At 63.2% G+C, this 24897-nt stretch carries 24 protein-coding genes; 17 read left to right on the top strand and 7 right to left on the bottom strand.

Going from position 1 to position 24897, the window contains the following annotated elements; translation table 11 throughout:
- Window positions 1-9: 9 nt before the first annotated feature.
- The 3 genes from JJB99_RS24490 to dctP are packed head-to-tail and all read right to left on the bottom strand — an operon-like array spanning window position 10 to window position 2873.
- Entirely contained in the window at window positions 10-1317 is a 1308-nt protein-coding gene (locus JJB99_RS24490; RefSeq protein ID WP_200494848.1) for a TRAP transporter large permease, read from the bottom strand.
- On the bottom strand, window positions 1314-1841 hold the full coding sequence (locus tag JJB99_RS24485) for a TRAP transporter small permease subunit (protein WP_200494847.1): 528 nt from the start codon (window positions 1839-1841) through the stop codon (window positions 1314-1316). The genes JJB99_RS24490 and JJB99_RS24485 overlap by 4 nt, the downstream gene beginning before the upstream one ends.
- Window positions 1842-1874: 33 nt before the next feature.
- Window positions 1875-2873, bottom strand: coding sequence for a TRAP transporter substrate-binding protein DctP (gene dctP, locus JJB99_RS24480; protein ID WP_246774968.1), 999 nt, complete (start codon window positions 2871-2873; stop codon window positions 1875-1877).
- Window positions 2874-3082: 209 nt separating this feature from the next.
- Between dctP and JJB99_RS24475 the strand changes: the two genes are divergently transcribed.
- The 3 genes from JJB99_RS24475 to JJB99_RS24465 all read left to right on the top strand — a co-directional run bounded on the left by JJB99_RS24475 (window position 3083) and on the right by JJB99_RS24465 (window position 6615).
- Complete coding sequence (locus JJB99_RS24475; RefSeq protein WP_200494846.1) at window positions 3083-4270, top strand: CaiB/BaiF CoA transferase family protein; 1188 nt, start codon at window positions 3083-3085, stop codon at window positions 4268-4270.
- A gap of 92 nt (window positions 4271-4362) precedes the next feature.
- Window positions 4363-5511: an acyl-CoA dehydrogenase family protein gene (locus JJB99_RS24470; protein ID WP_200494845.1), complete on the top strand. Its 1149-nt coding sequence runs from the start codon at window positions 4363-4365 to the stop codon at window positions 5509-5511.
- A 12-nt stretch (window positions 5512-5523) separates the two neighbouring features.
- Window positions 5524-6615, top strand: a complete 1092-nt coding sequence (locus JJB99_RS24465) for an acyl-CoA dehydrogenase family protein (protein ID WP_200494844.1) — start codon at window positions 5524-5526, stop codon at window positions 6613-6615.
- Here JJB99_RS24465 and JJB99_RS24460 read toward each other — a convergent pair.
- Window positions 6612-7442, bottom strand: a complete 831-nt coding sequence (locus tag JJB99_RS24460; RefSeq protein ID WP_200494843.1) for an IclR family transcriptional regulator — start codon at window positions 7440-7442, stop codon at window positions 6612-6614. The two genes, JJB99_RS24465 and JJB99_RS24460, sit on opposite strands and share 4 nt — an antisense overlap.
- Window positions 7443-7811: 369 nt before the next feature.
- Here JJB99_RS24460 and JJB99_RS24455 point away from each other — a divergent pair, with 369 nt between their 5' ends.
- Window positions 7812-9017: an ABC transporter substrate-binding protein gene (locus JJB99_RS24455; protein WP_200494842.1), complete on the top strand. Its 1206-nt coding sequence runs from the start codon at window positions 7812-7814 to the stop codon at window positions 9015-9017.
- Window positions 9018-9108: 91 nt separating this feature from the next.
- Window positions 9109-10299, top strand: a complete 1191-nt coding sequence (locus tag JJB99_RS24450; protein WP_200494841.1) for a CaiB/BaiF CoA transferase family protein — start codon at window positions 9109-9111, stop codon at window positions 10297-10299.
- A gap of 287 nt (window positions 10300-10586) precedes the next feature.
- On the opposite strand, the gene JJB99_RS24445 is transcribed toward JJB99_RS24450, so the two are convergent.
- The gene (locus JJB99_RS24445) at window positions 10587-11393 is read right to left on the bottom strand and encodes an enoyl-CoA hydratase-related protein (protein ID WP_200494840.1); all 807 of its coding nucleotides are present in this window, start codon (window positions 11391-11393) and stop codon (window positions 10587-10589) included.
- 106 nt (window positions 11394-11499) lie between these two features.
- Here JJB99_RS24445 and JJB99_RS24440 point away from each other — a divergent pair, with 106 nt between their 5' ends.
- The 12 genes from JJB99_RS24440 to JJB99_RS24385 all read left to right on the top strand — a co-directional run bounded on the left by JJB99_RS24440 (window position 11500) and on the right by JJB99_RS24385 (window position 23012).
- A complete protein-coding gene (locus tag JJB99_RS24440; protein WP_200494839.1) occupies window positions 11500-12279 on the top strand; it encodes an IclR family transcriptional regulator in 780 nt (259 codons plus the stop codon).
- Between the two features lie 180 nt (window positions 12280-12459).
- A complete protein-coding gene (locus JJB99_RS24435) occupies window positions 12460-13164 on the top strand; it encodes a dienelactone hydrolase family protein (protein WP_246774967.1) in 705 nt (234 codons plus the stop codon).
- Between the two features lie 84 nt (window positions 13165-13248).
- Window positions 13249-14406, top strand: a complete 1158-nt coding sequence (locus JJB99_RS24430) for an ABC transporter substrate-binding protein (RefSeq protein ID WP_200494837.1) — start codon at window positions 13249-13251, stop codon at window positions 14404-14406.
- A gap of 37 nt (window positions 14407-14443) precedes the next feature.
- Window positions 14444-15319 carry a branched-chain amino acid ABC transporter permease gene (locus tag JJB99_RS24425; RefSeq protein WP_200494836.1) on the top strand — a complete coding sequence of 292 codons (876 nt, stop codon included), beginning with the start codon at window positions 14444-14446 and terminating at the stop codon, window positions 15317-15319.
- Complete coding sequence (locus JJB99_RS24420) at window positions 15291-16358, top strand: branched-chain amino acid ABC transporter permease (RefSeq protein WP_200494835.1); 1068 nt, start codon at window positions 15291-15293, stop codon at window positions 16356-16358. Before JJB99_RS24425 ends, JJB99_RS24420 begins: the two co-directional genes overlap by 29 nt.
- Complete coding sequence (locus tag JJB99_RS24415; protein ID WP_246774966.1) at window positions 16339-17124, top strand: ABC transporter ATP-binding protein; 786 nt, start codon at window positions 16339-16341, stop codon at window positions 17122-17124. The genes JJB99_RS24420 and JJB99_RS24415 overlap by 20 nt, the downstream gene beginning before the upstream one ends.
- Entirely contained in the window at window positions 17114-17827 is a 714-nt protein-coding gene (locus JJB99_RS24410) for an ABC transporter ATP-binding protein (RefSeq protein WP_200494834.1), read from the top strand. Before JJB99_RS24415 ends, JJB99_RS24410 begins: the two co-directional genes overlap by 11 nt.
- Before the next feature lie 37 nt (window positions 17828-17864).
- Window positions 17865-19088 carry a CaiB/BaiF CoA transferase family protein gene (locus JJB99_RS24405; RefSeq protein WP_200494833.1) on the top strand — a complete coding sequence of 408 codons (1224 nt, stop codon included), beginning with the start codon at window positions 17865-17867 and terminating at the stop codon, window positions 19086-19088.
- 13 nt (window positions 19089-19101) lie between these two features.
- Window positions 19102-20172 carry an acyl-CoA dehydrogenase family protein gene (locus JJB99_RS24400; RefSeq protein WP_200500277.1) on the top strand — a complete coding sequence of 357 codons (1071 nt, stop codon included), beginning with the start codon at window positions 19102-19104 and terminating at the stop codon, window positions 20170-20172.
- A gap of 11 nt (window positions 20173-20183) precedes the next feature.
- Window positions 20184-21341, top strand: a complete 1158-nt coding sequence (locus tag JJB99_RS24395) for an acyl-CoA dehydrogenase family protein (protein WP_200494832.1) — start codon at window positions 20184-20186, stop codon at window positions 21339-21341.
- Between the two features lie 26 nt (window positions 21342-21367).
- Window positions 21368-22144, top strand: a complete 777-nt coding sequence (locus tag JJB99_RS24390) for an enoyl-CoA hydratase/isomerase family protein (RefSeq protein ID WP_200494831.1) — start codon at window positions 21368-21370, stop codon at window positions 22142-22144.
- 7 nt (window positions 22145-22151) lie between these two features.
- The gene (locus tag JJB99_RS24385; protein WP_200494830.1) at window positions 22152-23012 is read left to right on the top strand and encodes an amidohydrolase family protein; all 861 of its coding nucleotides are present in this window, start codon (window positions 22152-22154) and stop codon (window positions 23010-23012) included.
- A gap of 21 nt (window positions 23013-23033) precedes the next feature.
- Here the strand turns inward: JJB99_RS24385 and JJB99_RS24380 are convergent, their stop codons facing one another.
- Complete coding sequence (locus tag JJB99_RS24380; protein ID WP_200494829.1) at window positions 23034-23489, bottom strand: PaaI family thioesterase; 456 nt, start codon at window positions 23487-23489, stop codon at window positions 23034-23036.
- Between the two features lie 107 nt (window positions 23490-23596).
- Window positions 23597-24766, bottom strand: a complete 1170-nt coding sequence (locus JJB99_RS24375) for an NADH:flavin oxidoreductase/NADH oxidase (protein WP_200494828.1) — start codon at window positions 24764-24766, stop codon at window positions 23597-23599.
- Window positions 24767-24897: the final 131 nt, after the last annotated feature.

The raw sequence follows: 24897 nt of genomic DNA, 5'->3' as shown, positions 1-24897 counted from the left end.
GCAACTCGCTCAGGGAACGGCAGTGACTTGTGAAGGCAGCCACATTGCAATTTCAGGGAAGATCACCAGCAGGCCGAGCAGCGCGAACATGATCAGGTGAAACGGGATCGTGCCCGCGACGACGTCGCTCAGCTTGCCGGTCCAGATGCTCTGGATCACGAACAGGTTGATGCCGATCGGAGGCGAGATCTGGCCCATCTCGATGAAGAGCACCAGGATCACGCCGAACCAGATTGGATCGATGCCGTACTGGACCAGAACCGGATAGAGCAGCGGCACCGTTACCACGATCATGCCGAGGCTTTCGACTAGGCAGCCCAGCACCGTGTAAAGAACGAACAGGGCGAAGAAGAACTCCAGCTTGGAAAGCTTCAGATTGACCAGAAATTGCGTGATCTGCTCGCCGACGCCGGCATAGCTGATGGCGTAGGAGAACAGGAACGCGGCGTAGACGATGAACAGAATGTTGCCGCACACGCGCACGGTGGTCTGCAAGGCGTGCCAGAGGATCGCGACGCTGAGTTCGCCCCAGAACGCCGCGATGATCATCGCCAGCACGCAGCCGATCGCCGCCGCCTCAGTTGGCGTGACCAGCCCCGAATAGATGCTGCCGATGGTGCCGCCGATCAGCACCATGAACGGGATGACGTCGAGCAGGGCCGCGAGCAGTTCTCGACCCGAACGAGCGCCAACCTCGCGCGGAGCGGTCCCGGGTCTGAACCACGCATGCATGGCGATATAGCCCATGAACATCGCGGTTAGCAGCAGGCCCGGCATCACGCCGGCCACGAAAAGTTTGGCGACGGAGGTCTCGGTGAAGGTGCCGTAGACGATCATCGCGATGCTCGGCGGAATTAGGATGCCGAGTGTGCCGCCCGCCGCCAGCGAGCCCGCCGACAGGCGCGGACTGTATTTGCGCTTCTGCAATTCAGGCAGCGCGACCCGGCCGATCGAGGCGGCGGTGACCACGCTCGAACCGCTGATGGCCGCGAAGATCGCGCATCCCGCGATGTTGGTTTGCAGCAGGCCCCCCGGGATCCAGGACACCAGCTTGGACAGGCCATGATAGACCCTCAAGCTCAGGCGGCTCTCCTGGAGAATTTCGGCCATCAGGATGAACAGGGGGATCGCACTCAGCGTGAAGCTGTTCATGCTGCCCCAGCTGACGAGGCCGATGCCCTTCAGTCCGGGTAGACCCGCATGCAGGAGCAGATAGAGGACGGATGGCACCGTAATCGCAAACGGGATCGTGGTCCCCACGCACAATAGGCCGATGAAGATCGCCAAGACAAAAATCAGTTCGACCCCGGGCGTCATGGCTGCGTACTCCCGCGAAGGCGGCGAACCTTGGTCAGGATCGTGCGGGCGAGGGCGAGGCAGAGCAGGAACATGCCGATCGCCATGGTGGTCTGCGGCATCCACAGCGGCGTCTGCAGCGGCGTGGGCGCCACGTCCTCCGAGCGCCACGAGTTCATGACCAGGCGCATCAGGTGCCAGGTAATCAACGCGGAGGCGACCAGCGACATCACGTCGAAGACGATCTGCGACGCCAGCCGGGCGGATTGTCCGAGGCGGGCCTGAACCAGTTCGACCCGGTGAAATGCGCCATGGGCTTCGGCGACCGACATGCTCAGGAAGGTCATGGCCACGAGCAGATAGCCGCCAATCTCGTCTGTGATCTGGAGCGATGTCGCAAACAGATTGCGTGCGATCGCCTCGGCTCCGATCAGGATGATCATGGCCATTAGGAAGAGCGCGCAAATCGCTTCCGAGGCGTTCTCGACCGGGCCGGGGCCCGACGAGACGTTGTCGATGAAGTGGACGGTGCCGTCAGGCGCCACCTCCTTGATCTCCATGCTGCCAGCCATGATCGATTACCGGCCAAGCGCCGCACGAACCTGCTTGAGCGCGGCCGCAGCATCCGGCCCCTTCGATTTTGCCCATTCATCCCAATAGGCCGAAATCGCCTTGGTGCCGACGTCGAGATCGCCGGGTTGCGGCTCGGTCACCGTCATGCCGCCTTCGGCGAACTTCTTGCTGAGGCTGTCTTCCTCATCCGCCATCGCCTTGGTGATGAGCGGCATGTTGTCGGCGACGGCCTTGCGCACCTTGACCTGGATCTCCGGCGACAGCTTGTTGAAGCGCTCCTTGTTCACGATCACGACGGAGTTAAAATAGTTGATGCCGAGCCGGTAGTTGAACTTGAGCAGGTCCTTCCAGGTATTGCCGCCCCCGGTGTTCGCGGTCAGCACGCCGTCGACGATGCTGCGGTCGAGCGCGGAGGGAACTTCCGGGGCGCCGAGCGTGACAGGCACGCCGCCGAGCCGCTTGATGAACTCGCCCTGCTCGGGCGATGTCACGCGGATCTTCTGGCCCTTGATGTCGGCCAGCGCAGTCAGCTTCTTGCTTGAGAACGCGACCTGGTAGGGATAGAGGTACTGGCCGAGGACCAGCACGCCCTTCTTCTCGAAGGCTTTCTCCAGGTACGGCGCCATGATGTCCGCCGCCTTCTCGTACTCATCCAGCGAGCGGATCAGCATCGGCAGCCGCAGGACGCCGCCGATCGGCACGTTGCCGAGGAAATAGCCGTCGTCGCCCATCTGCACGACGTCGTCGCTGACGGCCTGGGTGATGGTGGTGGTGTTGATAGGGAGCGAGCCCCCGAGGTGCAGCCGGATCGACAGCTCACCGCCGGTGTCCTTTTCGATTTGTTCGGCGACGGCGCTCATGCCCTTGGCCGCTGCCACCGTGGCCACGGGATTGTAGATATAGAGATCCCATCTCTCGGCGGCTGCGGCTGGCGCTGCAAGGCCCGCCAATGCAAGTGCCCAAGCGATCACGCCCACAAATTGGCGACGGCTCGTCGATATCATTGTTTTCTCCCAAGTCTTTTTGTGGTTGGGCGAAACTATGTTTGATCGCGTTCCCGCCAGCAAGAGAGCGAAGGGGCGTAATCAATCGCATATGTGATAATTGGCGCGATCGTGCCGAAGCGTATTGATCGGATTTCAATCACGTAGAAGTTGGACGTCCCGCGCGGCACGCGCCAGCCGCGGCGGCCAATGAACGAGAGAGCTTCGGGATGGACACAACCCCTGCAGATGGCCCGTTGGGCGGAATTCGCGTCGTCGACCTGACCAACGTGATCATGGGACCGTTTGCGACCCACATCATGGCCGATCTCGGCGCCGACGTGATCAAGATCGAGAGCGAAGAGGGCGATTCTTTCCGGACTTATCGGCCCAATCGCCATGAAGGCATGGCCGGCGGCTTCCTTCATCTCAACCGCAACAAGCGCAGTGTCATGCTCGACCTGAAGCGGTCGTCGGAAATGGATGCCCTGCGCAAGCTGATCGCGACAGCCGACGTGTTCGTCCACTCGCTGCGCCCTAAGGCCATCGCCAAGCTCGGGCTCGGCTATCAGGCGGTCCGCGCCATCAAGCCCGACATCATCTATTGCGGCGCCTATGGATTCAGCGAGAAGGGACCCTACCGCGACAAGGCTGCCTATGACGATATCATCCAGGCCGGCTCCGGGCTCGCTGCATTGCATATGGCTGCGCGCGGCGAACCGGCTTTCATGCCGACGGTGCTGTGCGACAAGCTGTCCGGGCAGGCGATGGCCTATTCGGTGATGGCGGCGCTGTTCCAGCGAGAGCGGGGCGGCGGAGGTCAGGCGATCGAGGTGCCGATGTTCGAGACCACGGCGGAATTCGCCTATGTCGAGCATCTGCTCGGCTTCGCCTTCGAGCCGTCGCTCGGCAATCCCGGCTACAGCCGTGTCGTCAGTCCGCGCCGAAAGCCGTTCCGCACGGGCGACGGATATATGTGCATCCTGCCCTATTCGGATCGCAACTGGCGCGACTTCTTCGACTTCGTCGGCCGCCCTGAGCTGAAGTCGGACGTCCGCTTCTTTCCGCTGGTCGAGCGGGCGGCCCATCTCGAGGCGCTCTATGAGATCATCGAGGAGGAAGCCCCCAGGCATTCCACCGCCGCCTGGGTATCATTCTGCGACGATGTCAGCATTCCCTGCATGCCCGTGCTCGGCCTCGCCGATCTGCCTGACGACGAGCACATGAAGGCGGTCGAAATGTTCAGCAGGGCCGAGCACCCGTCGGAGGGAGCGTACAAATCAATCCGGGCGCCGGTGTCATTCAGCTCGGCACCGTTCCGCCTCCGCCGTCATGCGCCGCGGCTCGGCGAGCACACCGCCGAGGTCCTCGCGGAAATCGGCATGGACGCGGCTTCTGTCAGCAGGAAGAGCAAGTGAGGCAAGTTATGTCGGGCAGCGTAAACTACGAGCAGGATGGCGGGCTCCCTGGAGTTCAGCCGAACGACGCCCTTCGATCGATGGAGGCTTGAATGCACGCATTCCGGTTCGAATCCCTGACCTTGCCACCTGAGGCCGAGGAGATGCGGCGCAAGGTCCGCGCGTTCCTGCAGGAGGAGCGTGACACCGGCCGTTATGCGGCACATCGGACCTCCTGGTCGACATTTGATCCGGAGTTCAGCAAGCGCGCCGCCAAGGCCGGCTTCATCGGCATGACTTGGCCGAAGCAATATGGCGGCGGCGAATACTCCAACCTGCAGCGTTTCGTCGTCACCGAGGAGATGCTGGCGGCCGGCGCGCCGGGCGGCGCGCACTGGATCGCGGATCGGCAGTCCGGCCCGCAGATCCTCAAGCACGGCAGCGAGCGGGCGCGGCAGCTGATCCTGCCGAAGATCGCGGCGGGTGAGTGCTATTTCGGCATCGGCATGAGCGAGCCTGATTCCGGCTCCGACCTCGCGGCGGCCCGCACCAAGGCCGACAAGGTCGAAGGTGGCTGGGTCATCAACGGCACCAAGATCTGGACCTCGAACGCGCATCGCGTCCATTATTTGATCGTGCTGGCCCGCACCGAGCCGCTCAGCGAGAATCGCCACGCCGGGCTGTCCCAGTTCATCGTGGACACGAGCTCGGAAGGTATCGAGATCAGGCCGATCATGAACCTGTCGGGCGGGCACGAGTTCAACGAAGTCTTCTTCAAGAGCTGCTTCGTTCCCGACGACATGATGATCGGAAAGCCCGGAGAAGGCTGGACGCGCGTTACGGGCGAACTGGCGTTCGAGCGCGCCGGCCCGGACCGATTCATGTCGGACATCAGGCTCCTGGTCGAGCTTGTCGACAAGATCGGGCGCGAGCCGAACGAACGGCAGGCGGTCGAGATCGGCCGGTTGGCGGCTCACTTCGCCACGCTGCGCCGGATGTCGTCGTCGATCGCTGGCCTTCTGGAGCGCGGCGAGAGCCCGGTCACGGAGGCCGCGCTGGTCAAGGACGTCGGCACGGCGTTCGAACGGGAGGTTCCGGAAATGGTGCGGAAGCTGTTGCCGATCGAGGCAAGTCTCGATGACGACGACGAATATTCGCAGGCGATGGCGCATGTGTTGCTGCACGCGCCTTCGTTCACCATTCGCGGCGGCACGCCGGAAATCCTGCGCGGGATGATAGCCCGCGGTCTTGGCCTGCGCTGAGGAGGAGACGCCATGGAAGACATGTCCGCCATTGTGCTCGAACAGGCCGATCGCCTGTTTGCGCAACACATCGACAAGAAGGTTCTGTCCGCGGCCGACGCCGGGCAGTGGTCTGATGCGCTCTGGAGTGCGATGGAAGATGCCGGCCTGCCGCTGGCACTGGTGCCCGAAATGAAAGGCGGGGCGGGGCTGGCCCCGGACGTTGCGGCAAACCTGATCCGCCGGTCGGCATTTCATTCCGTCCCGCTGCCGCTGGCAGAGACCATGATTGCCAACGCGCTCTGGACCGACGCCGGCGGCGAGGTGATCGCGGGAGCGGTAACGCTCGCGCCGGTTAATCCGCACGATCGCATCACGCTCGCATCGAACAGAACGGGCGCAACATTGCAGGGCATCGCGCGGCATGTTGCCTGGGGCAAGCAGGCGCCCATTGCTCTGGTCCTCGCGTCCGACGCAAATGGCAATGCCTTCCTCTGCCGCGTGCCGACCGGCAAGGCGCGCTCGAACAAGACACGGCGGAACGTGGCCTATGAGCCGCGCGAAGACGTCGATTTCGGCGGCGTGCAACTGGCCGCGAGCGACTTCTTGCCGGCGCCCGCCTGTCTCGACGCCGATGGCCTGATGCCGTTTGGCGCCGCAATCCGCGTCCAGCAGATGATCGGCGGGATGGAGCGGTGCATGGACTACGCACTGTCCTACGCCAATGAGCGCGTGCAGTTCGGCCGGCCGATCGCGAAGTTCCAGGCGATCCAGCATATGCTGGCGATTGCGGCAGGCCATTTTGCTGCGGCGTCGGCGGCAGGCGACGCGCTGACGGAAACGCCGCGGCTGGGTGATAACGCGCTGGCCGTGGCGATTGCAAAATCCCGGTGCGGGGAATCTGCCGGGCAGGTTGCCGCCCTCTGCCATCAGGTCCACGGCGCGATGGGGTTTACTCAGGAGCATCCGCTGCACTACGCCACCCGCCGGCTCTGGTCGTGGCGCGACGAATGGGGGGCCGAACCGTGGTGGCAGGAAAAGATCGGCCGGATGATCTGCGAGCAGGGCGGCGACGGTTTTTGGCCGCTGCTGGTCGACCCGCCGGCAACCGCCGGTGCGGCCTAGCTCGAGGACGACGGGCGAAGATAGCGCTGCACTACATCGTTGAGCAGCGCGACGATCTCCGTCTGCCGCCGCGTGATATCTTGAAGAGGACCTGATACGGCGACGGCAAGCGCGCGGTTCCAGCCGTCGATGCCCTCGGGCAGGGGCAGCGCGATCGACCCCGCGCCAGGCGTGACGAGCCCCGCCGAGAAGAAGAAGCCGTCACGCCGCGTGCGCTCGACGTTTTCCAGCACCTGATTAATGTCGATCCGCGATATGTCGAGCGCCGCTTCCGCGTTGGTGCGTGTGCACACGCTGCGAATCTCCTTGTCGCTGCTCGACGTCAGCAGTGAAAAACCAGTGGCCGACCACACCACGAGGCGCCTGGATCCGGGTGGGACGTGGAAGCGCATCGTGGCCCGGGCCTGCAAAACGTGAATATATTGCGCGTAAATTCCGCTCCGTGCGGCGATGATGACGGTGTCGCCCGTTTTCTGAGACAGCTCTTCGAGCATCCGCATCAGGCTGCCGTTTCTGACGGGGCCCTTGTCGAGCCAGGTCCCGAGCAGGGTGACGCGCGGCGAGGGCAGGAAGCTGCGGCTTTCCTGCAGATAATCCATGTAACCGAGCTCGACGAGGCAATTGAGCAGGATCGAGGTCGACGATTGCGGAAATCCCAGCCGCTCGGCAACTTCGGCGACGCGCGCGTCGCGCTGGATCTCGTCGAAGAACTCCAGAATTCGAAGCACGCGTCCCGCCGACTTGACCGATCCCGCCGCCGGAGGGCCGTAGCTCGTAGCTTCCGTGATGTGGTCATCTGCCAACGCTTTCTTTATTGTCCTAGGCATGTCTGTACCCATCGAAATCTGATCGCGGCGTTATGATTAGGGCGTAATTAATGCCCTCCTGAAGGTCAGGTCCAGTCATTAGCACGGACTTGTCCATGCCACCTCAGCTAAGCGGATCCGAAGAAAATGCCGTCCGCTTGAGCGACGCTTCATTTAGGTGAATTGTAAGGATGCGCGCCGCAAACAGAGCGGTTGCAAGTTGCGCATAAGCGTCTGACATCTCCGCTACATCTCAAACAGCAAAATGCGAGTATAACGTCACCCGCCGATGTCGAGACTATTGCGGCTTAGGACAAACAAGAACAAACGATACAAGCCGAGTGGCGCATGAACTCGCGGCCATGGTCTTGGCGGGAGGAGAATCTGAAAATGCAGAGAAAACAATTCGTCCTTGGCGCTTTCGCTCTATTCACAAGTTTCTGTGCCGCTTCGGCTGCAATCGCCGGAAACTACGATACGGGTGCGACGGACACGACAATCAAGCTCGGCCAGACAATGCCGTATTCGGGGCCGGCCTCCGCCTATTCCGCGATCGGCCGCGCCGAGATCGCCTATTTCAAGATGCTCAACGACAAGGGCGGCATCAACGGCCGAAAGGTCGAGCTGCTCAGCATGGACGACGGCTATTCGCCGTCGAAGACTGTCGAGCAGGTTCGGCGCCTCACCGAGAGCGACGAGGTGCTGGCGATGTTCTCGATGCTCGGCACCGGCCCGAACATCGCGGCGCAGAAATATCTCAACGCCAAGAAGATCCCGCAGCTGTTCCCATCGAGCGGAGCCAGCCGCTGGAACGATCCGCAGCATTTCCCCTGGACCACCGGCTCGCAGCCGACCTACCGCACTGAGGGCCGAATCTACGCCAAATGGATTCTGGCCAACAAGCCCGATGCCAGGATCGCAGTCATCACGCCGAACGAGGATCCCGGCCGCGACTACCTCGCCGGCTTCAAGGAAGGTCTCGGCGAGCACGTCAACCAGATCGTCTCGGAAGCGGTGTACGAGACGACGGACCCGACCGTCGATTCCCAGATCGTCAAGTTCAAGGCCGCCGGCGCCGACGTTGTCTTCAACGAATGCACGCCGAAATTCGCGGCGCAGGCGATCAAGAAGATCGCCGAACTCGGCTGGAAGCCGCAGATCATCCTTCCCGCCGTCTCCAATTCCGTCGGATCCGTGCTGGTACCGGCCGGGCTCGAAAATTCCGTCGGCATCGTCACCGGCGCCTTCCAGAAGGATCCCGGCGATCCTCGCTGGGAGAATGACGCTGGCATGAAGGCGTGGCGCGAATGGATGAAGACCTACAATTCCGGAGCGGATCCTGCCGACATCTTCAACGTCACCGGCTACACCATGGCGCAGATCATGGAGCTGGTGCTGCAGCGCGCCGGCAATGATCTGACGCGCGCCAATCTGATGAAGCAGACGCAGTCGTTCAAGGATGTCGAGCTGCCGATGCTGCTGCCCGGCATCAAGCTCAACACCTCGGCCGAGCAGGTGACGCCGATCCGTCAATTGCAGATGGCGCGCTTCAATGGCAAGTCCTGGGAGCTGTTCGGCGACGTGATCGGCGAATAGCATCGACGCAACGCAATGGGCGGGCAGGGCGGCAGTCTTGCCCGCTCGAACTTGCCCCCGTGACCGTTCCTCCAACCACAGTGAAGAGACGATGGCACCAACCGGCCCCCTCAGCGGTATCCGCGTTCTCGATCTGACGAGCGTGCTGTTCGGTCCCTATGCTGCGCAGATGCTCGGCGACTGGGGCGCCGATGTCATCAAGGTCGAACCGCCTGGAGGCGACACCTGGCGCTACACCGGGGTGTTTCGAAACCGCGGCATGAGCGGCCAGTTCATGGCGGTCAACCGCAACAAGCGCAGCCTCGCGCTCGATCTGAAGCATCCCGAAGGCAAGGCCGCGCTGGCGAAGCTGATCCCGACCGTGGATGCGCTCGTTACCAATGTGCGGCCAGCCGCGATGGCGCGGCTCGGGTTCGGCTATGGTGATTGCGCAAAACTCAATCCACGGCTGATCTACGCCGCGGCCACGGGCTTTGGCCAGGACGGCCCGTGGGCAGCGCGCCCCGCCTTCGACGAGATCATTCAGGCTGCCTCCGGCCTTGCATCCTCGATCGGATCGGACGAGGAGCCGGAATTCGTACCGAGCCTGATCGGGGACAAGATCTGTGCGATGGCGATGGCTGGCGCCGTCTCTGCCGCCTTGTTCCGGCGCGAGCGCAGCGGGCAGGGGCAGATGGTCGAGGTGCCGATGCTGGAGACCATCGCCGGCTTCAACAGCATCGAGATGCTGGGCGGCCACGCCTTCGATCCGCCGATCGGGCCGACCGGCTACAAGCGGATGAAGAACCGGCGCCCGGTGCGGACGAAGGACGGCTGGCTGACGATGCTGCCTTACTCCGGGGACAATTGGTGCGCTTTCTTCGAGGCCGTCGGCCGGCCTGAATTGAGCGACGAGCTCGGCGTGCGCGATCCCGTGCTGCGCTCCCAGAACATCGACAAGATCTACGACCGCATGAGCGAGATCGGCCGGACCCGCACCACCGCGGAGTGGGAGGAATTGCTGCTGCGGCTCGACGTGCCGCACACCGCCTTTGCCCGCCTCACCGAGATCGGGGAGCAGCCGCATCTTGCCGCCGTTGGGCTGTTCGCAGACATCAATCACCCAACCGAAGGACGCATCCGGCAGGCGCGGCCGGCGACGAAATTCTCGGAGAGCCCGGCCGGCATCCATCGCGTCGCGCCGCACCTCGGCGAGCATTCGCGTGAGGTGCTGCGCGAGGCCGGCCTGAGCGAGGCCGAAATCCAGGCTGCCATCGACAGCAAGGCCGTCACTGCCGCATAGCCATCCAGATCGGCTCAAGCGTGTCCGCTGGCCTTGCGTTTCCGTCGTGTCCGCCTGACGATGGTTGGCCCATTGCGAATGACTCGGAGACTTGCCGACTGCTGTTCGAGTATGTCGAGACAGCAGTGTCCACACTAGCAGCTCACTAGCAGAACATGTGATTGACCAACCGGTCCGCTGCGCTCACAATATTGCCCCCGCCGAGCCGAGCCCGGCCGCCTCGATGATCGGGGGGCAGGCGCTCAGCGCGGACTTCACATCAATTGAAGACGCCCACGACCTCGCGTTTACTTGCCGGTGAAGCGCGGCGCCCGCTTTTCGATGAAATGGGCAACGCCCTCCTTGAAGTCTTCCGTTCCGCGGCAGATCGCGACTTCCCTGTTTGCAAGCTGCGTGGCTTCGGCCAGGGTTTGCCGGGGAGCTGCCGCCAGTTGCTGCTTAATGATGCGCATGGACCGGGGAGAGCAGAAATTGGCGAAATCCGACGCCGTCTGCTGCACGGTCTCGCGGAAAGTGTCCGCCGGCAGCATCCTGACCAGGCCGAGCCGCTCGGCTTCCGCGGCTTCGACCACGCGCCCCGACAGCAGAAGGTCCGCGGCATTCATCGGTCCGATGAGCTGGCGCAACATCCAGGCGCTGCCGTGCTCCGCGATCAGGCCGCGCCGGGCGAAGGACGTGGTCAGCTTCGCACCTGCGGCCATGAAGCGGAGATCGCAATACAGCGCGATGCAAAGACCAACGCCCGCGATCGCGCCATTGATGCCCGCAATGATCGGCTTGGGAACGGCGAGCAGATAGCTGTATCGCTGCGCCAGATCGTCGTCGCTCTCCGGGGGAACGACCGGTGCAGCGGCGGCCGCGCTTCCCAACGAAGCATCGGACAGGCGGCCCATATCGGCGCCGGCGCAGAAGCCCCGGCCGGCGCCGGTGATCACGATCGCGCGCACGTCGTCGTCCTCGGACGCGATCGCCATCAGGCGGCGTAGCTCGCTCTCCATGACCGGCGTCCATGCGTTCATCTTGTCCGGTCGGTCGAATGTGATCGTCGCGACGCGATCGGACACTTCGAACTTCATCTGCTCGGCAGAAACCATGGGCGACCTCTGTTGGCGAGCCTTCTAGCAAACACGAGGATTCCGCGAAATAACTTTCGTCCACGGGAAAACTTTTCTATCTATGTGAAAAAGCGAGCGAGGAAGCATGTCCAAAGAGGTCATCAAGACGGCCAAGCGGCTGTTCGAGATCCTGGAATATTTCGACGAAGTGCAGCGGCCATTGAGTCTCAAGGAGGTCGCGCTGCGCTTCGGCTATCCCGTCTCCAGCGCTTCCGCGGTCCTCAAGAGCATGGTTGTGCTCGGCTATGTCGACTTCGACCGGTATTCGCGGACCTACATGCCGACCATGCGGATCGTTCAGCTCGGGCACTGGGTGCAGGGCGCGCTTTTTGGCGAACGCGGAATTTCGGCGCTAGTCAACCACCTCAACAAGGAAACGGAAGAGACCGTCAGCATCGCGACCCAGAGCGACCTCTACATGCAATACATCCACGTTCAGCCTTCGCCGCGCACGATCCAGTTCTCGATCAGGCCCGGGACGATCCGGCCACTCGCGCGCTCGGGCCTCGGATGGATGCTGCTGAGCGCGCGTTCGGACGAGACCATCGAGAAGCTCGTGCGCCGCATCAATTTCGAGGAGGAAGACCGGCGGAAGAAGGTCGATCTCAAGGAACTGATGCAGAAACTCCGTAAGATCCGCAAGGATGGCTACGTCATCTCCCTTCACACCGTGACGGCCGGGGCTGGTGTCATCGGTATGTTGTTGCCCGAACGGCGCCACGGCCGCATCCTGGCGATCGGCGTCGGCGGCCCAGTCGAACGGCTGGTATCCAAGCGAACGCAGATCCTGAGATCACTTCGCGAAGGCATCGACAAATTTGTTTCGCGAGAGGATCGAGCGCCGGCGACAAAAGCCCGCAATTGAGCAAATTCATTTTCACATATCTGTAAATAGGCACGCATATCTGTAATGCTCTGGCTTTCAGCTTCGGCCCGGCACATTCTCCTGCCCACCCCACGCCAGAAACGCGCGGGGATACAAGATGGCTAAACGGGTGGGGTCGTGCAGGAGAAGGTCGTCGATTTGAAAACCAAGGATGGGGTGATGAACACGTATGTGTTTCACCCGGACCGTCCAAGACCGTTCCCTGTCGTCATCTTCTATATGGACTCGGTCGGTATACGCGAGGAGCTGTCGGACATGTGCCGGCGTCTCGCAACGGTCGGCTACTACGTCATCATGCCGAACATGTATTACCGCATGGTCCGTTGCGTCGATCTCGACGCCAATCGGCTGTGGGATCCCGCTTGCGCAGACAAGCTGGAGTTGATGTGGAAGCTCAACCGCCACCTCACGAACACCATGGTGATGGAAGACACTCAGGTGATGTTCGACTTCCTCGCCAATGAGCCGGCGGCACGGCAGGGCAAGACGGGATGCGTCGGCTATTGCATGAGCGGCCGCTACGTCTATCGCGCGATGGGCGTGTTTCCCGATCGCATGGCTGCTGGTGCATCCGTCTACGGCGCGCGCCTCGTCACCGACCAGCCGGACTCCGCGCATCTCGTCACCGACAAGATCAAGGGCGAGATCTACTTTGCTCTCGCCGAACATGATCACTACGCACCGCCCGAGATGCTCGAGCAGGTGTCGCAGGCGATCAAGACGACCGGTGTCAACGCACGGATGGAATACTATCCGGAAGCCGAGCATGGCTTTGCGTTTCCGACCCGGCGCCTCTACCACAAGGCCAGCACCGAGCGGCATTGGGAGCGCCTCTTCGATCTCTTTCAGCGCAATCTGAATTGAGCTCGAAGGCCTGAGCCGTCCAGCCGATCAAGCGCCGCCGCGGCATTGCCGTATGCCGGCCAGTCACAATGACAGGGGAAACCGATGAAGACGACCAATCGTTGGAAGATATTCGTTGCGGGTGGCGCAATCGTCGCCGCCGCTCTGGGGCTCGCTTGCGCGCCTGCTGCCGCGGTCGACACCATCAAGATCGGCCTGGCGCTGCCGCTGAGCGGCGCCGCGGCCAGCTACGGCCAGGATTCGCAGCGCGGCGCCAATTATGCCGCCGAACTCATTAATCAGCGCGGCGGCATCCTCGGAGGCCGCAAGGTCGAGCTGGTCTATGAAGACGAGAAGGGAACGCCGCAGGGCGGTGTCGCCGCCGTGCAGAAGCTGATGTCGGTCGGGCGCGTCAAGGCGATCACGGGCGGCACCAACAGCTCGGTCGTGCTCGCGGAATCCTCGGTCACGAAGAAGCGCATCCTGCAGGTGAATGCCGCCGCGCAGGCCGACGCCATCACCGACCAAGGAAGCCCCTGGCTGTTCCAGGTCAACAACACGGTCTCGCTCAACTCTGAAGCGTTCAACCACTACATCGTCAAGACGCTGAAGCCGAAGACGGTCGCCTACATGGGCGAAAACTCCGAGTTCAACAAGACCGTTCTGGAGAAGCTCAAGGAAAGCCTCAAGGCCGGCGGCATCGAGCTGGTGAGCGCGTCTACCTACGACGCCGAGACCAACGACTTCACCTCCATTCTCACCAAGATCAAGGCCAGCAACCCGGACATGATCTACGTCGCCGACGCCTATCCGGCGCGCGCGGCGCAGCTGTGGAAGCAGGTACGCCAGCTCGGCGGCTTCAAGATCGAGGTGATGTCGCCGGGCGTGGTGACGCCCGGCATGATCAAGCCATCGGAGGGCGCCATGAACGGCGTCATCACGGGCGAGATCTTCATGGCCTCCGACCCGGGTCCCGAGGGCAAGGAGTTCGTCGAGAACTATCAGAAGAAGTTCAACGTGCTTCCCGGCAAGGGCGAACTGGTGATCTTCGAGTCCGTCAACCTGATCGCCACTGCGATGGACAAGGCCGGCACCGACAGCGACTACGACAAGATCGCCAAGGTCATTCGAGAGAACTCATGGCCGACTCCGCGCGGCATGCTCAAGTTCGACGAGAAGGGACGTGCGCGTGCGCCGTATTTCTACATCCAGCGCATCGACAACGGAGCCCTCATCCAGGTCGAGCGTGTCAGTTCGAACTGACGATCGCGCGGATCAAACCTAGAAGGTACGTACGGCTTTGGAACTTCTGGCTCAAACCCTGGTCAACGGATTGGTGCTGGGCGCCGGCTATGCCGTCATCGCCGTCGGCCTGACGCTGATCTTCGGAATCGTAGGCATCGCAAACTTTGCCCATGGCGCGTTCTTCGCCATGGGCGGCTACGCCTGCTATTTGCTGACGTCGCAAGGCCTGAACTATTTCGTCGCTGTGCCGCTCTCGGTGCTGATCGTCGTGGTCATCGGTGCCGTGACCGAATGGATCGTCATCCGGCGCAGCCTGTATGGTGACTCGCACCACGGCTCGCTCATCGTGACCTTCGCACTTGGGCAGGCCGCGGTGGCCGGCTTGATCCTGATCTTCGGGCCGGATCCGCTTCCCGTGACGTCGCCGCTAGGCCAGACCACGATGCGCTTTCTCGGAATCTTCGTGGCCTCGCAGCGCGCATTCATCTTCGTCTGCTCGGTGCTCGTGCTCGGTGCGCTTGGTCTATGGCTCCGTCTGAGCATCAAGGGCCAGCAGGTCGTCGCCGTGGCCCAGAACGCGCGCGGTGCGCTCTATTCCGGCATCGACGTCCCCTGGATACGCGCGCTGGCCTTCGTGCTCGGGGTTGCCGCTGCGGGCCTGGCCGGCGCGCTGTTGGCGCCGATCTCGACGATCTATCCGACCATGGGATACAGCGCGTTGATCGTTGGCTTTACGGTCGTCATCCTCGGCGGAATGGGCAGTATCCCCGGCGCGATGCTGGGGGCATTGCTGATCGGCGTCGCCAACGCCCTGTTCGAGACCTTTGTCTCGGTGTCGTGGACCCCCGCATTGGGGTGGGGACTCGTAATCGCCACGCTACTGTTCCGCCCTCAGGGACTGCTTGGCCAAGTCCAGCAGCATCGGCATTGATATGGCGATCCAGGATTTCGGCACTGTGATGGACAGGAAGCAGCAGACTGGCGCCATGGCCGGGGACAAGCCCGGGCGCGCGGCGCGAGAGACAATTTATGTCGGATGCGCCGTCGTGGCCATAGTGGCGTTCGCTGTCACATTCACCGACCCGTTCATAGTGACCCTTGCCGGTTATACCTGCGCATTCGCTCTGTTCGCTCTGAGCATCAACATCATCCTCGGCGGTGTTGGCGAGGTGCCGCTCGGCCAGTGTCTGTTCTTCGGGGTCGGCGCTTATGGCGCGGCGATCGGAATGGGCAAAGTGGGGCTGCCCTTCGAGCTCGCGGTGCTCATCGCGCTCGTGTTGTCCGTGGCACTGGCCGCCGCCATCGGCGTCATCACGCTGCGTCTGACCGGCGCTTATTTTTCGATCGTCTCCTGGGGGCTCACCGGCGTCGCCATGGTCGCGGCGGCGAATCTCGAGGAGATCACCGGAGGTCCGCTTGGTCTGTTCGGTTTCCCGCCCATCGAGATCGGCCCGCTTCAGCTATCTGATCCGCAGACCTACTTCGCGGTCACCGCCACCATTCTCCTGCTCGCAATCCTATTCCTTGTAGCCCTGCGCCGGTCTCCGTTCGGCGCCGCGATGGACAGCGTGCGCCAAAATCCTCATCTCGCCCGCTCGGTCGGCGTCGATGTCGCGCGCGTCCGACTGAAGGCTTTCATGCTGAGTGCGCCGTTCGCTGCGCTCGCCGGCGCGCTTGCCGTTCCCTACACCCAGATCGTGACTCCCGAGGTGTTCAGCGTCGCGAACACGGTGGATGGCCTCCTGATGGTGCTGCTGGGCGGCGCACAGCTCGTGGTCGGCCCCGTCATCGGTGCTGCAATGTTCACGTTGATACCGCAGGCCATGAACCTCGATCCGAACGTAAGGATCCTGGTTTTCTCGTCGATCATCATTCTGATCATGATGTTTGCCCCCGGGGGGCTGCATCAACTGGGCGTTGCTCTGCGTGACCGGTTGGGAAGGAAGACAGATGACGATCGCAGTCGCTGAGCGTCCAGCCGTCTCGGCCCGGGATATCGTCAAGCGGTATGGCGGCGTGACGGCCCTGAACGGCGTCAGCCTTGACGTTCAGGAAGGCGAGATTTTCGGCATCATCGGTCCGAATGGCGCGGGCAAGTCGACGTTGTTCGACATTCTCTGCGGCATCACCGTACCGACTAGCGGATCGATCCGCATCATGGGCAGCGAGATCGCGGGGATGCCGCCGCACCTCATCGCGCGGTCCGGCGTCGCCCGGACCTTCCAGAGGACCGCGGTGTTCGCCGAAAGTACGGTGCTCGAGAATCTCCTGTTCGGGCGCCATGCAAGCTTTCACCACGGCGTCCTGGGCCGAATCATCGGCAGCAAAACCTATGCCGGGGATCAGCAGGCCTTCCAGGCTCGCGTCGAGGAGGTGCTCACGCTGATCGGCCTTGACGGAGAGCGGCACCGCAAGGCCAGCGTGCTGGCCTATGGCGTGCAGCGCCGGCTCGCCGTCGGCATCGCCTTGATGTCCGATCCGAAGATCATGTTCCTCGACGAGCCCGCGGCCGGCATGAACGGGCGCGAGACTGCCGATTTCATCGCGCTGATCCGTGCGATCGCGCCGGGGCGGACCATCCTGATCGTCGAGCACGACATGGCCGTCATCCGGCAACTCTGCGGCCGCGCGCTCGTCGTTGTCGACGGCAAGCCTGTCGTGGTCGATGCGCCGCATCACGTTCTCAGCCATCCAGAGGTCGTGACCGCATATCTCGGAGCCGACGATGACGAGTGATGGCACATTGCTGGCCGTCAAGGACGTGTCAGCGGCTTACGGCAAGGTCGTCGCGCTCCGCGGCGTCTCGCTCTCGGTCAATCGCGGTGAGATCGTCGCCATCCTCGGCGCCAACGGCGCTGGTAAGACCACGCTGTTGAACGCGATCTCCGGTGTTCTGCCGATCATGGCGGGCCGCATCGAATTCGCGGAACAGCGCATCGACGGGCGCAAGCCCTGGACGCTCAGCCGCGCGGGGATCAGCCACGTGCCCGAGGGGCGCGAGATATTTCCGTCGATGACCGTCGAGGCCAATCTGAAGATCGTCGATGCGTTCGGTAGTGGCCCCGTGTTCACTGTCGAGGACGTGCTGAACATGTTTCCCCGCTTGCGCGAGCGCTTCCGGCAGGCCGCCGGAAATCTCAGCGGCGGTGAGCAGCAGATGCTGGCGATCGGCCGCGGCTTGATGGCGCGGCCCCGGTTGATTCTGTTCGATGAGCCGTCGCTCGGTCTGTCGCCGTTCTTCTCCAAATTCGTGCTCGGCGCCATTGGCGCGCTGCGGGCCAAGGGCCTCTCGGCGCTTTTGGTCGAGCAAAACATGCGCGCGGCGCTCAAGATCGCCGATCGCGCCTATGTGCTGAGGGTGGGCTCGATCGTGCGCGAGGGATCGGCCGGCGAAATCGCCGACGCGCCCGACATCCAGGAAGCTTATCTCGGCGCTTAGCGGAATGAGCTCGTTGCAAGGGATTTGAGACAGACAAATGCAGGGTCGACGCAATCTTCCGCTCGATGGCCTTACGGTCATCGATCTTGGTCAGGTCTATCAAGGGCCGTACGCAACCTATCTGATGGCCAAGGCCGGGGCCAAGGTGATCAAGATCGAACCGCTCGCCGGTGAGCCGGTTCGTCAGCGCGACAGCGTCAGTCGCGGGTCGGGCGCGCCGTTCGCGATGCTTAATGGTCACAAGCAGTGCATCACGCTCGATCTGAAATCCGCGAAGGGCAAGGAGATCCTCAAGCGCCTGGTCAAGGACGCGGACGTCCTCCTGGAAAACTACGCACCGGGCGTGATGGATCGTCTGGGCATCGGCTGGTCCGTGCTGCACGAGCTCAATCCCCGATTGGTCTACGCTTCGGGATCCGGCTACGGGCTGTCGGGTCCGGACAAGGACAATCTGGCGATGGACGTGACCGTTCAGGCCGTGTCGGGGCTCATGAGCGTCACCGGCTTTCCGGATAGTCCGCCCGTCAAGGCCGGTCCCGCGCTGGTCGATTTCATGAGCGGCATTCACCTCTATGCCGGCGTCATGACAGCCTTGTACGAGCGGCAGATCACGGGCCTCGGCCGGCTGGTGGAAGTGGCGATGCAGGAAGCCGTGTTTCCCGCACTCGCCTCCAACCTTGCCTACATGTACGACATCGGCCGGGCGCCGCCGCGCACCGGCAATCGCCACGGCGGACTCTCCGCGGCGCCATATAATGTCTATCCGGCAAGCGACGGCTACATCGCGATCATTGCTACCAACGACAAGCATTGGAGCAATTTGCTGCAGGCAATCGGGCGGACCGAGCTGGCCGATGATCCGCGCTTCCGGGACAAGGTCACGCGCGTTCGCAACATGGACGAAACGGACCAACTGATCGCGGACTGGAGCTCGAAGATCACCCGCGAGGAGGCCTGCGCGGCGCTGGCGAAATTCAAGGTGCCGTCCGCGCCGGTCCGCGACCTCGAAGAGGTCTGTAACGACCGGCATATGCATGCGCGCGGGATGCTGGAATGGCTCGAGCATCCGCAGTTCGGACGGATCGTGATTCCGGACAGCCCGATCCGCATCCACGGTGCCGACAGGCTGCCGGCCGCGGTCTCCTCCAGATTGGGTGCGAACACCGACGAGGTACTGTCGTCCATGCTCGACATGTCGGAATCCGAAATCGCCGTGCTCCGAACCGAGGGCGTAATCGGCCCGCGCCCTTCATCCACCTAACGAGAGAATGATGATGTCAGCTTCGGAAACCCTCGTCGCCGAAACCGCCGCGCGTGTCCTTGCGGATCTGGCCGATCCGCAGACCATCGTGCAGAAGCGCGACGATGCCTGGAAGGCGCCGCTCTGGTCGTCGCTTCAGGAGATCGGACTGGACCTCGCCTGGGCTTCCGAGACTGCCGGCGGTGCAGGAGCGTCGCTCGCCGACGGCTTCGGCATCATCCGCGAGGCGGGCCGCGCGGCCTTGGCAGTGCCGCTCGCGGAAACGCTTCTGGCCGGGTGGCTGCTGGATCGTGCGGGTCTGACCGCGCCGGGCGGCCCGATGACGGTGGCGCCGGTGCGGCCGAAGGATCATCTCACGCTCGACAAGGCCGGCCGCGTCAACGGCCGGGCCCGCATGGTGCCCTTTGCGAGCGATGTCGAGCATCTCGTCCTGCTGGCCACTGGGGACGAGGGGCCGTCGGTCGCTCTGGTCCGAACAGCCGATTGCAAGCTGCAGCCCGGCAAGAGCCTCGCGGGCGACGCGCGCGACACCGTGGAGTTCGCGAACGTTCTGCCGGTTCACAGTGCGCGCTTGAAGGAGTCGGGAGCACGTGAGAAGGACGTTCTCCTGCTGATGGGCGCAGCGGTGCGAGCGCAGCAGATTGCAGGCGCTCTGGATAGGATTCTCGAACTCTCGGTTCTTTATTCGCAGCAGCGTGTCGCGTTCGAGAAGCCGATCTCGAAATTCCAGGCAATCCAGCACAGCCTCGCGCGGCTCGGCGGTGAGGTCGCTGCGGCAGCATCCGCTGCGGCGTCCGCTGCCGATACCATCGCCAACACCGGCTTCGATGACGCCGCCGCGCTGCTGGAGATTGCTGCGGCCAAGATTCGCTGCAGCGAGGCCGCTGAGGTCGGGACCGGCATTGCCCATCAGGTGCACGGCGCGATCGGCTTCACCGACGAGCATATCCTGCACCGCTTCACGCTGCGTCTGCTGTCGTGGCGCGATGAGTTCGGTGACGAAACGTTCTGGAGCCTCAAGCTCGGTGAGTTCATCACCGCCAGAGGTCCCCGGGAACTCTGGCCCCTGCTGGCCTCTCGCTGAAAGGAGCCGCAATGTCCCTCATTCATTTCGATGCCATGCGCCTGCCGGCTCATTGCCAGGAGCTGCGCAAGGAAGTCCGGGCATTTCTGGAGAGCGAGATCGCAGCCGGCACGTTCGATCCTGACAGGCCGGAGGTCGGCGCGAAGAACGCGGATGAGTTCTCCCGCCGTGTCGGCGCGAAAGGCTGGATCGGCATGACCTGGCCGAAGAAATATGGCGGTCAGGAGCGCAGCTTCCTCGAGCGCTATGTCGTCACCGAGGAGATGCGTATCGCCAATGCGCCGGTGCGGCGTTTCTTCGTGGCGGATCGGCAGAGCGGCCCGACCCTCATTCGTTACGCCCATGAAAAGATCAAGCAGGACGTGCTTCCCCGCATCATCCGCGGCGAGCTGTTCTTCTGCATCGGCATGAGCGAGCCCAACTCCGGCTCGGACCTGTTCGCGGCAAGCACGAAGGCGACCAAGACGGACGGCGGCTGGCTGATCAACGGAACGAAAGTCTGGACCAGCAGCGCGCACATTGCTGACTACATGATCGGCTTGTTCCGGACCTCCGGTTCGACCAAGGAAAACCGGCGGCACGGCCTGACGTCATTCCTGGTCGACATGAAGACGCCCGGCATCACTTGCCGGCCGATCGGCCAGATGAGCGGCCAGCGCGACTTCAACGAGGTCGTGTTCCAGGATGCTTTCATTCCGGATAATCACGTCATCGGCGAGGTCGACGGCGCCTGGAAGCAGGCAACGAGCGAGCTGGCCTATGAGCGCTCCGGGCCTGAACGGTTTCTCGAAACATACGACGCGCTGCTTGCCCTCACCAACGCGGCGGGCGCGAAGCCGGACGTGCGGGTGACCGTCGGCATCGGGCGGCTGGTCGCGCAATTGCATACGCTACGCCGCATGTCAGTCTCGGTGGCGGGGATGCTCGAAGCGGGCCGCGAACCCGTCGTCGAGGCCGCAATCGTCAAGGATCTCGGCACGGTGTGGGAGCAGGGCCTGCCGCACCGGGTTCGCGAGCTCGCTTCGCTGCTCGACCTCCAGGACGACGAGGAAGACGCATTCCGCGACAAGCTGGACTTCGAGCTCAAGATCGCACCGAAGCTGACGATCCAGGGCGGCACTACGGAAGTCCTGCGCGGCATCATCGCGCGCGGACTTGGACTTCGCTGATCAGGACAAAAGGAATCTGACACCACATGAGCACTGATATCGCGGTTACCACGCAAGGTCACGTCGCAATGATCGAGATCCAGCGGCCGCCGCTGAACTATTTCGATCTCCAGCTCATTCGCGACATTGCCGATGCGCTGGACAAGATCGATGCGAACCACGAGATCCGGTCCGTCGTCCTTGCCGCGCAGGGCAAGGCGTTCTGCGCCGGCGCCGATTTCAACACGCCGGCGCAGGGCGCGCAGGACAACAACGACCGGCGGGACGGCGGTCACCTCTATATCGAGGCCGTGCGCATCTTCCGGAACAAGAAGCCGATCGTCGCAGCGGTGCAGGGCGCTGCGATCGGCGGCGGCTTCGGTCTCGCGATGTCGGCGGACTTCCGCGTGACCTGTCCCGAGGCCCGGTTTGCCGCGAACTTCACGCGCCTCGGCTTTCATCCCGGCTTCGGACTGACCGTCACGCTGCCGGAAGCCATCGGCAAGTCGAACGCCGAGCTGATGTTCTACACCAGCCGGCGCGTCACCGGTGAGCAGGCGCTGGCGATGGGATTGGCCAGCGTGCTGGTCGCTCAGGACCAGGTCCGCGCGGCCGCCCTGTCGCTCGCGCAGGAAATTGCCGAATGTTCGCCGCTCGGCCTGCTGTCGACCCGTGCGACGATGCGTGCCGGCCTAGCGGACCGCGTCAAGAAGGCGACGGATCATGAACTCGCCGAGCAGAACCGCCTGCGCGTGACGGACGATTTCCGCGAAGGCGTCAAATCCACGGCGGAGCGCCGATCCGCCAATTTCACCGGCAAGTGAGGGCACCATGACGGAGAAGCTCGATAAATTCCCGGACGGCAGCTGCGATTGCCACGTCCACATCTATGGGCCGTTCGATCGTTTCCCGGTCGACTATTCCGGAAAATTCGCCCCGAGGCAGGAATTCCCGGTCGAGAAGTTGTTCGACGTCTGGAAGTCGATCGGCATTTCGCGCGGCGTGATCGTCCATGCGGGCAATGCCGGCTCGGACAATGAGGTCACGCTCGAAGCCCTGAAGCGCTTTCCGGACAAGCTGCGCGCGGTCGCGATCCTCAATCAGGACGTCACCGACAAACGGCTGGACGAGTTGACCGATGCAGGCTTGAAGGGCGTGCGCATCAATCTCCTCTATCAAGACGGCAAGCCTGTGTTGTCGGGCGGCGGCATGAATTTGGACGACCTGAAAGCCTTGGCGCCACGCATCGCCGAGCGTGGCTGGCACGCACAGCTCTGGATCGAGACCGGCGATCTGCAGCAGCTGGCGCCGGAGATCGAAAAGCTGCCGCTCGACTTCGTCATCGACCATCAGGGCCGCACCATGGCGGACAAGACCGTCAATTACAGCGGCTACCAGTGGTTCTGCGACCGTGGCCTCAAGAGTGGCCGCTATTGGTGCAAGCTATCGGGTGCGGATCGCAACACCCGGATCGGCAGCCCGTACAAGGACACGGAAGACTTCATGAAGGCGCTGGTCGCCGCGAACCCGGACCGGCTGGTCTGGGGCAGCGACTGGCCGCATGTCGGACACGCCGACGATGCGGTCCCAAAGGAGGCCGTGCTGATGGATTTGTTCAGGCGCTGCGTGCCTGACGAGGCCGTCCGCAGGAAGATCCTGATCGACAATGCGGCCCGGCTCTACGGCTTCTGAGAGCCGTAGGCCGCGAAGAGATTACGACGGGCTTGTCCCGGCGGGATTCTTGGGCCGCAGGGCCGCCGTCGAGCTTGCCGTCGCAATGAGTACGTCGTTCGAATCCCGCAGCTCAGCTTCCAGGAAGCCGACGCTGCGTCCCTGCCGGATCACCTTGCCGTAAGCCCGATATAGGCCCGGGTGCGCGGGCAGCAGGAACGCAACCTTGATTTCGAGGCTGGCGACCGTGATCTGGTATTCACCGCGCAACAGGCTCGCGGTGGCCATGGCGCCGTCCAGCCAGCCCGTGACGATTCCACCCTGGACAATGCCGCCTTTCGGGTGCCCTTCAGTGGAATGGCAGTGCCGCGGCTCGGCATGCCACTCGATTATGACGCGGTCGCGTGTCTGATCGTAGGAGACGGCGCCGACGCCGAGCAAGTCCCACGCGGCCGGGCGTCGCGCCTCGGTCTGCTTGATCAAGTCTTCGTACGACATGTTTGCTGATGGCTCGCAATTGCTAAACATTCACGAGGCGTACTGCGGCACGCCTCGTAAACAATCAGCACAGGCAATGTCGCTGCGCAACCGGCACCCGGCGGAGATCAGCTATCCGCCGCGATGCCCTTTTGCCACGTGGAGGGATTTCCGCCAAAGCCGCGGCGGGCGCGCTTTTCGAGCCAGTAGCCCATTTGCGGCGGGACCGCACTGAAAGTCGGATCGACGCCGAGCTTCTGTGCCGCGTCCATCGCCCAGTTCGGGTTGTGGATGAACTCGCGGCCGACAGCGACGAGGTCGGCCTTCCTGTCCTGAAGGATCACTTCGGCCTGATCGCCGTGAATGATGAGACCGACCGCCATCGTCATGATGTCGGCCTCGCGGCGGATATAGTCCGCGAACTGGACTTGGTAGCCGTATTCGTTGAGGCGGAAGAAGTTCGGCACCTTGCTGTTGAGGCCGCCGGTGCTGCAGTCGATGACGTCGACGCCCTTCGTCTTCAGGATGCGCACCAGCCTGGCGTTCTCCGCCGGACCCCAGCCGGCCTCGTCCTCGATCGACAGACGGACGAACAGCGGCTTCGACGCCGGCCAGTGGGCGCGGACCGATTCGGCGACCTCGATCGCGAACCTCATGCGGTTGGCTTCGCTGCCGCCATAATCGTCCGTGCGCTGATTGGCCTCCGGCGACAGGAACGAATGGATCAGATAGCCGTGGGCGGCGTGCAGCTCGACGACATCGAAGCCGGCCTGATCGGCGCGCGCGGCCGCCTTGCCCCAGGCGTCGATCGCATCGGGAATCTCGCTGCGCTCCAGCGCCCGCGGCGTGAAATAGCCGTTGCCGAACGCAAGGGCGCTCGGGCCGATCAGGTCCCAGCCGTCCACGTCATCGACGTCAGCAAGCTCCTGGATGGAGAGTGTCCCGTCACCCTCCCAGGGACGCCGGGCCTTGCCCTTCCGGCCGGTATGCCCGAGCTGGATGCCGGCTGCGGCGCCGTTCGACTTGATGAAGCTCGCGATGTCGCGGAGGGGAGCGATGAACTTGTCGTCCCAGATGCCGAGGTCTCCGACCGTTCCGCAGCCGCGGCGCTCGACCTTGGTCGACTCTACGATCACGAGACCGGCGCCGCCCGCCGCGAATTTGCCCGCGTTGGTGATGTGCCAGGGTGTCGGAAAGCCGCGCTTCGCAACGTATTGCAGCATCGGTGGGACCACGATCCGGTTCTTGAATGCGACATCCCGAATGCGTAGCGGCGAGAACAGCAGCCTTTCGTTCATCCCGGCCTCCCTTGTTTCCGGCAAGATTAGAGGGCCGGTCCGCGCGTGCCAATGCGCGTCAGCGACGAAGTCGCATTTCTATGGATGTGAAAAGAGGTTATGACGATATGCCGAGCGGCGGCATTGCAGCT

The sequence above is a fragment of the Bradyrhizobium diazoefficiens genome, assembly GCF_016616235.1.
GTDB lineage: Bacteria > Pseudomonadota > Alphaproteobacteria > Rhizobiales > Xanthobacteraceae > Bradyrhizobium > Bradyrhizobium diazoefficiens_H.
Note: the sequence above shows the minus strand (reverse complement) of the source record. Positions and strands in the feature narration are given on the sequence as shown.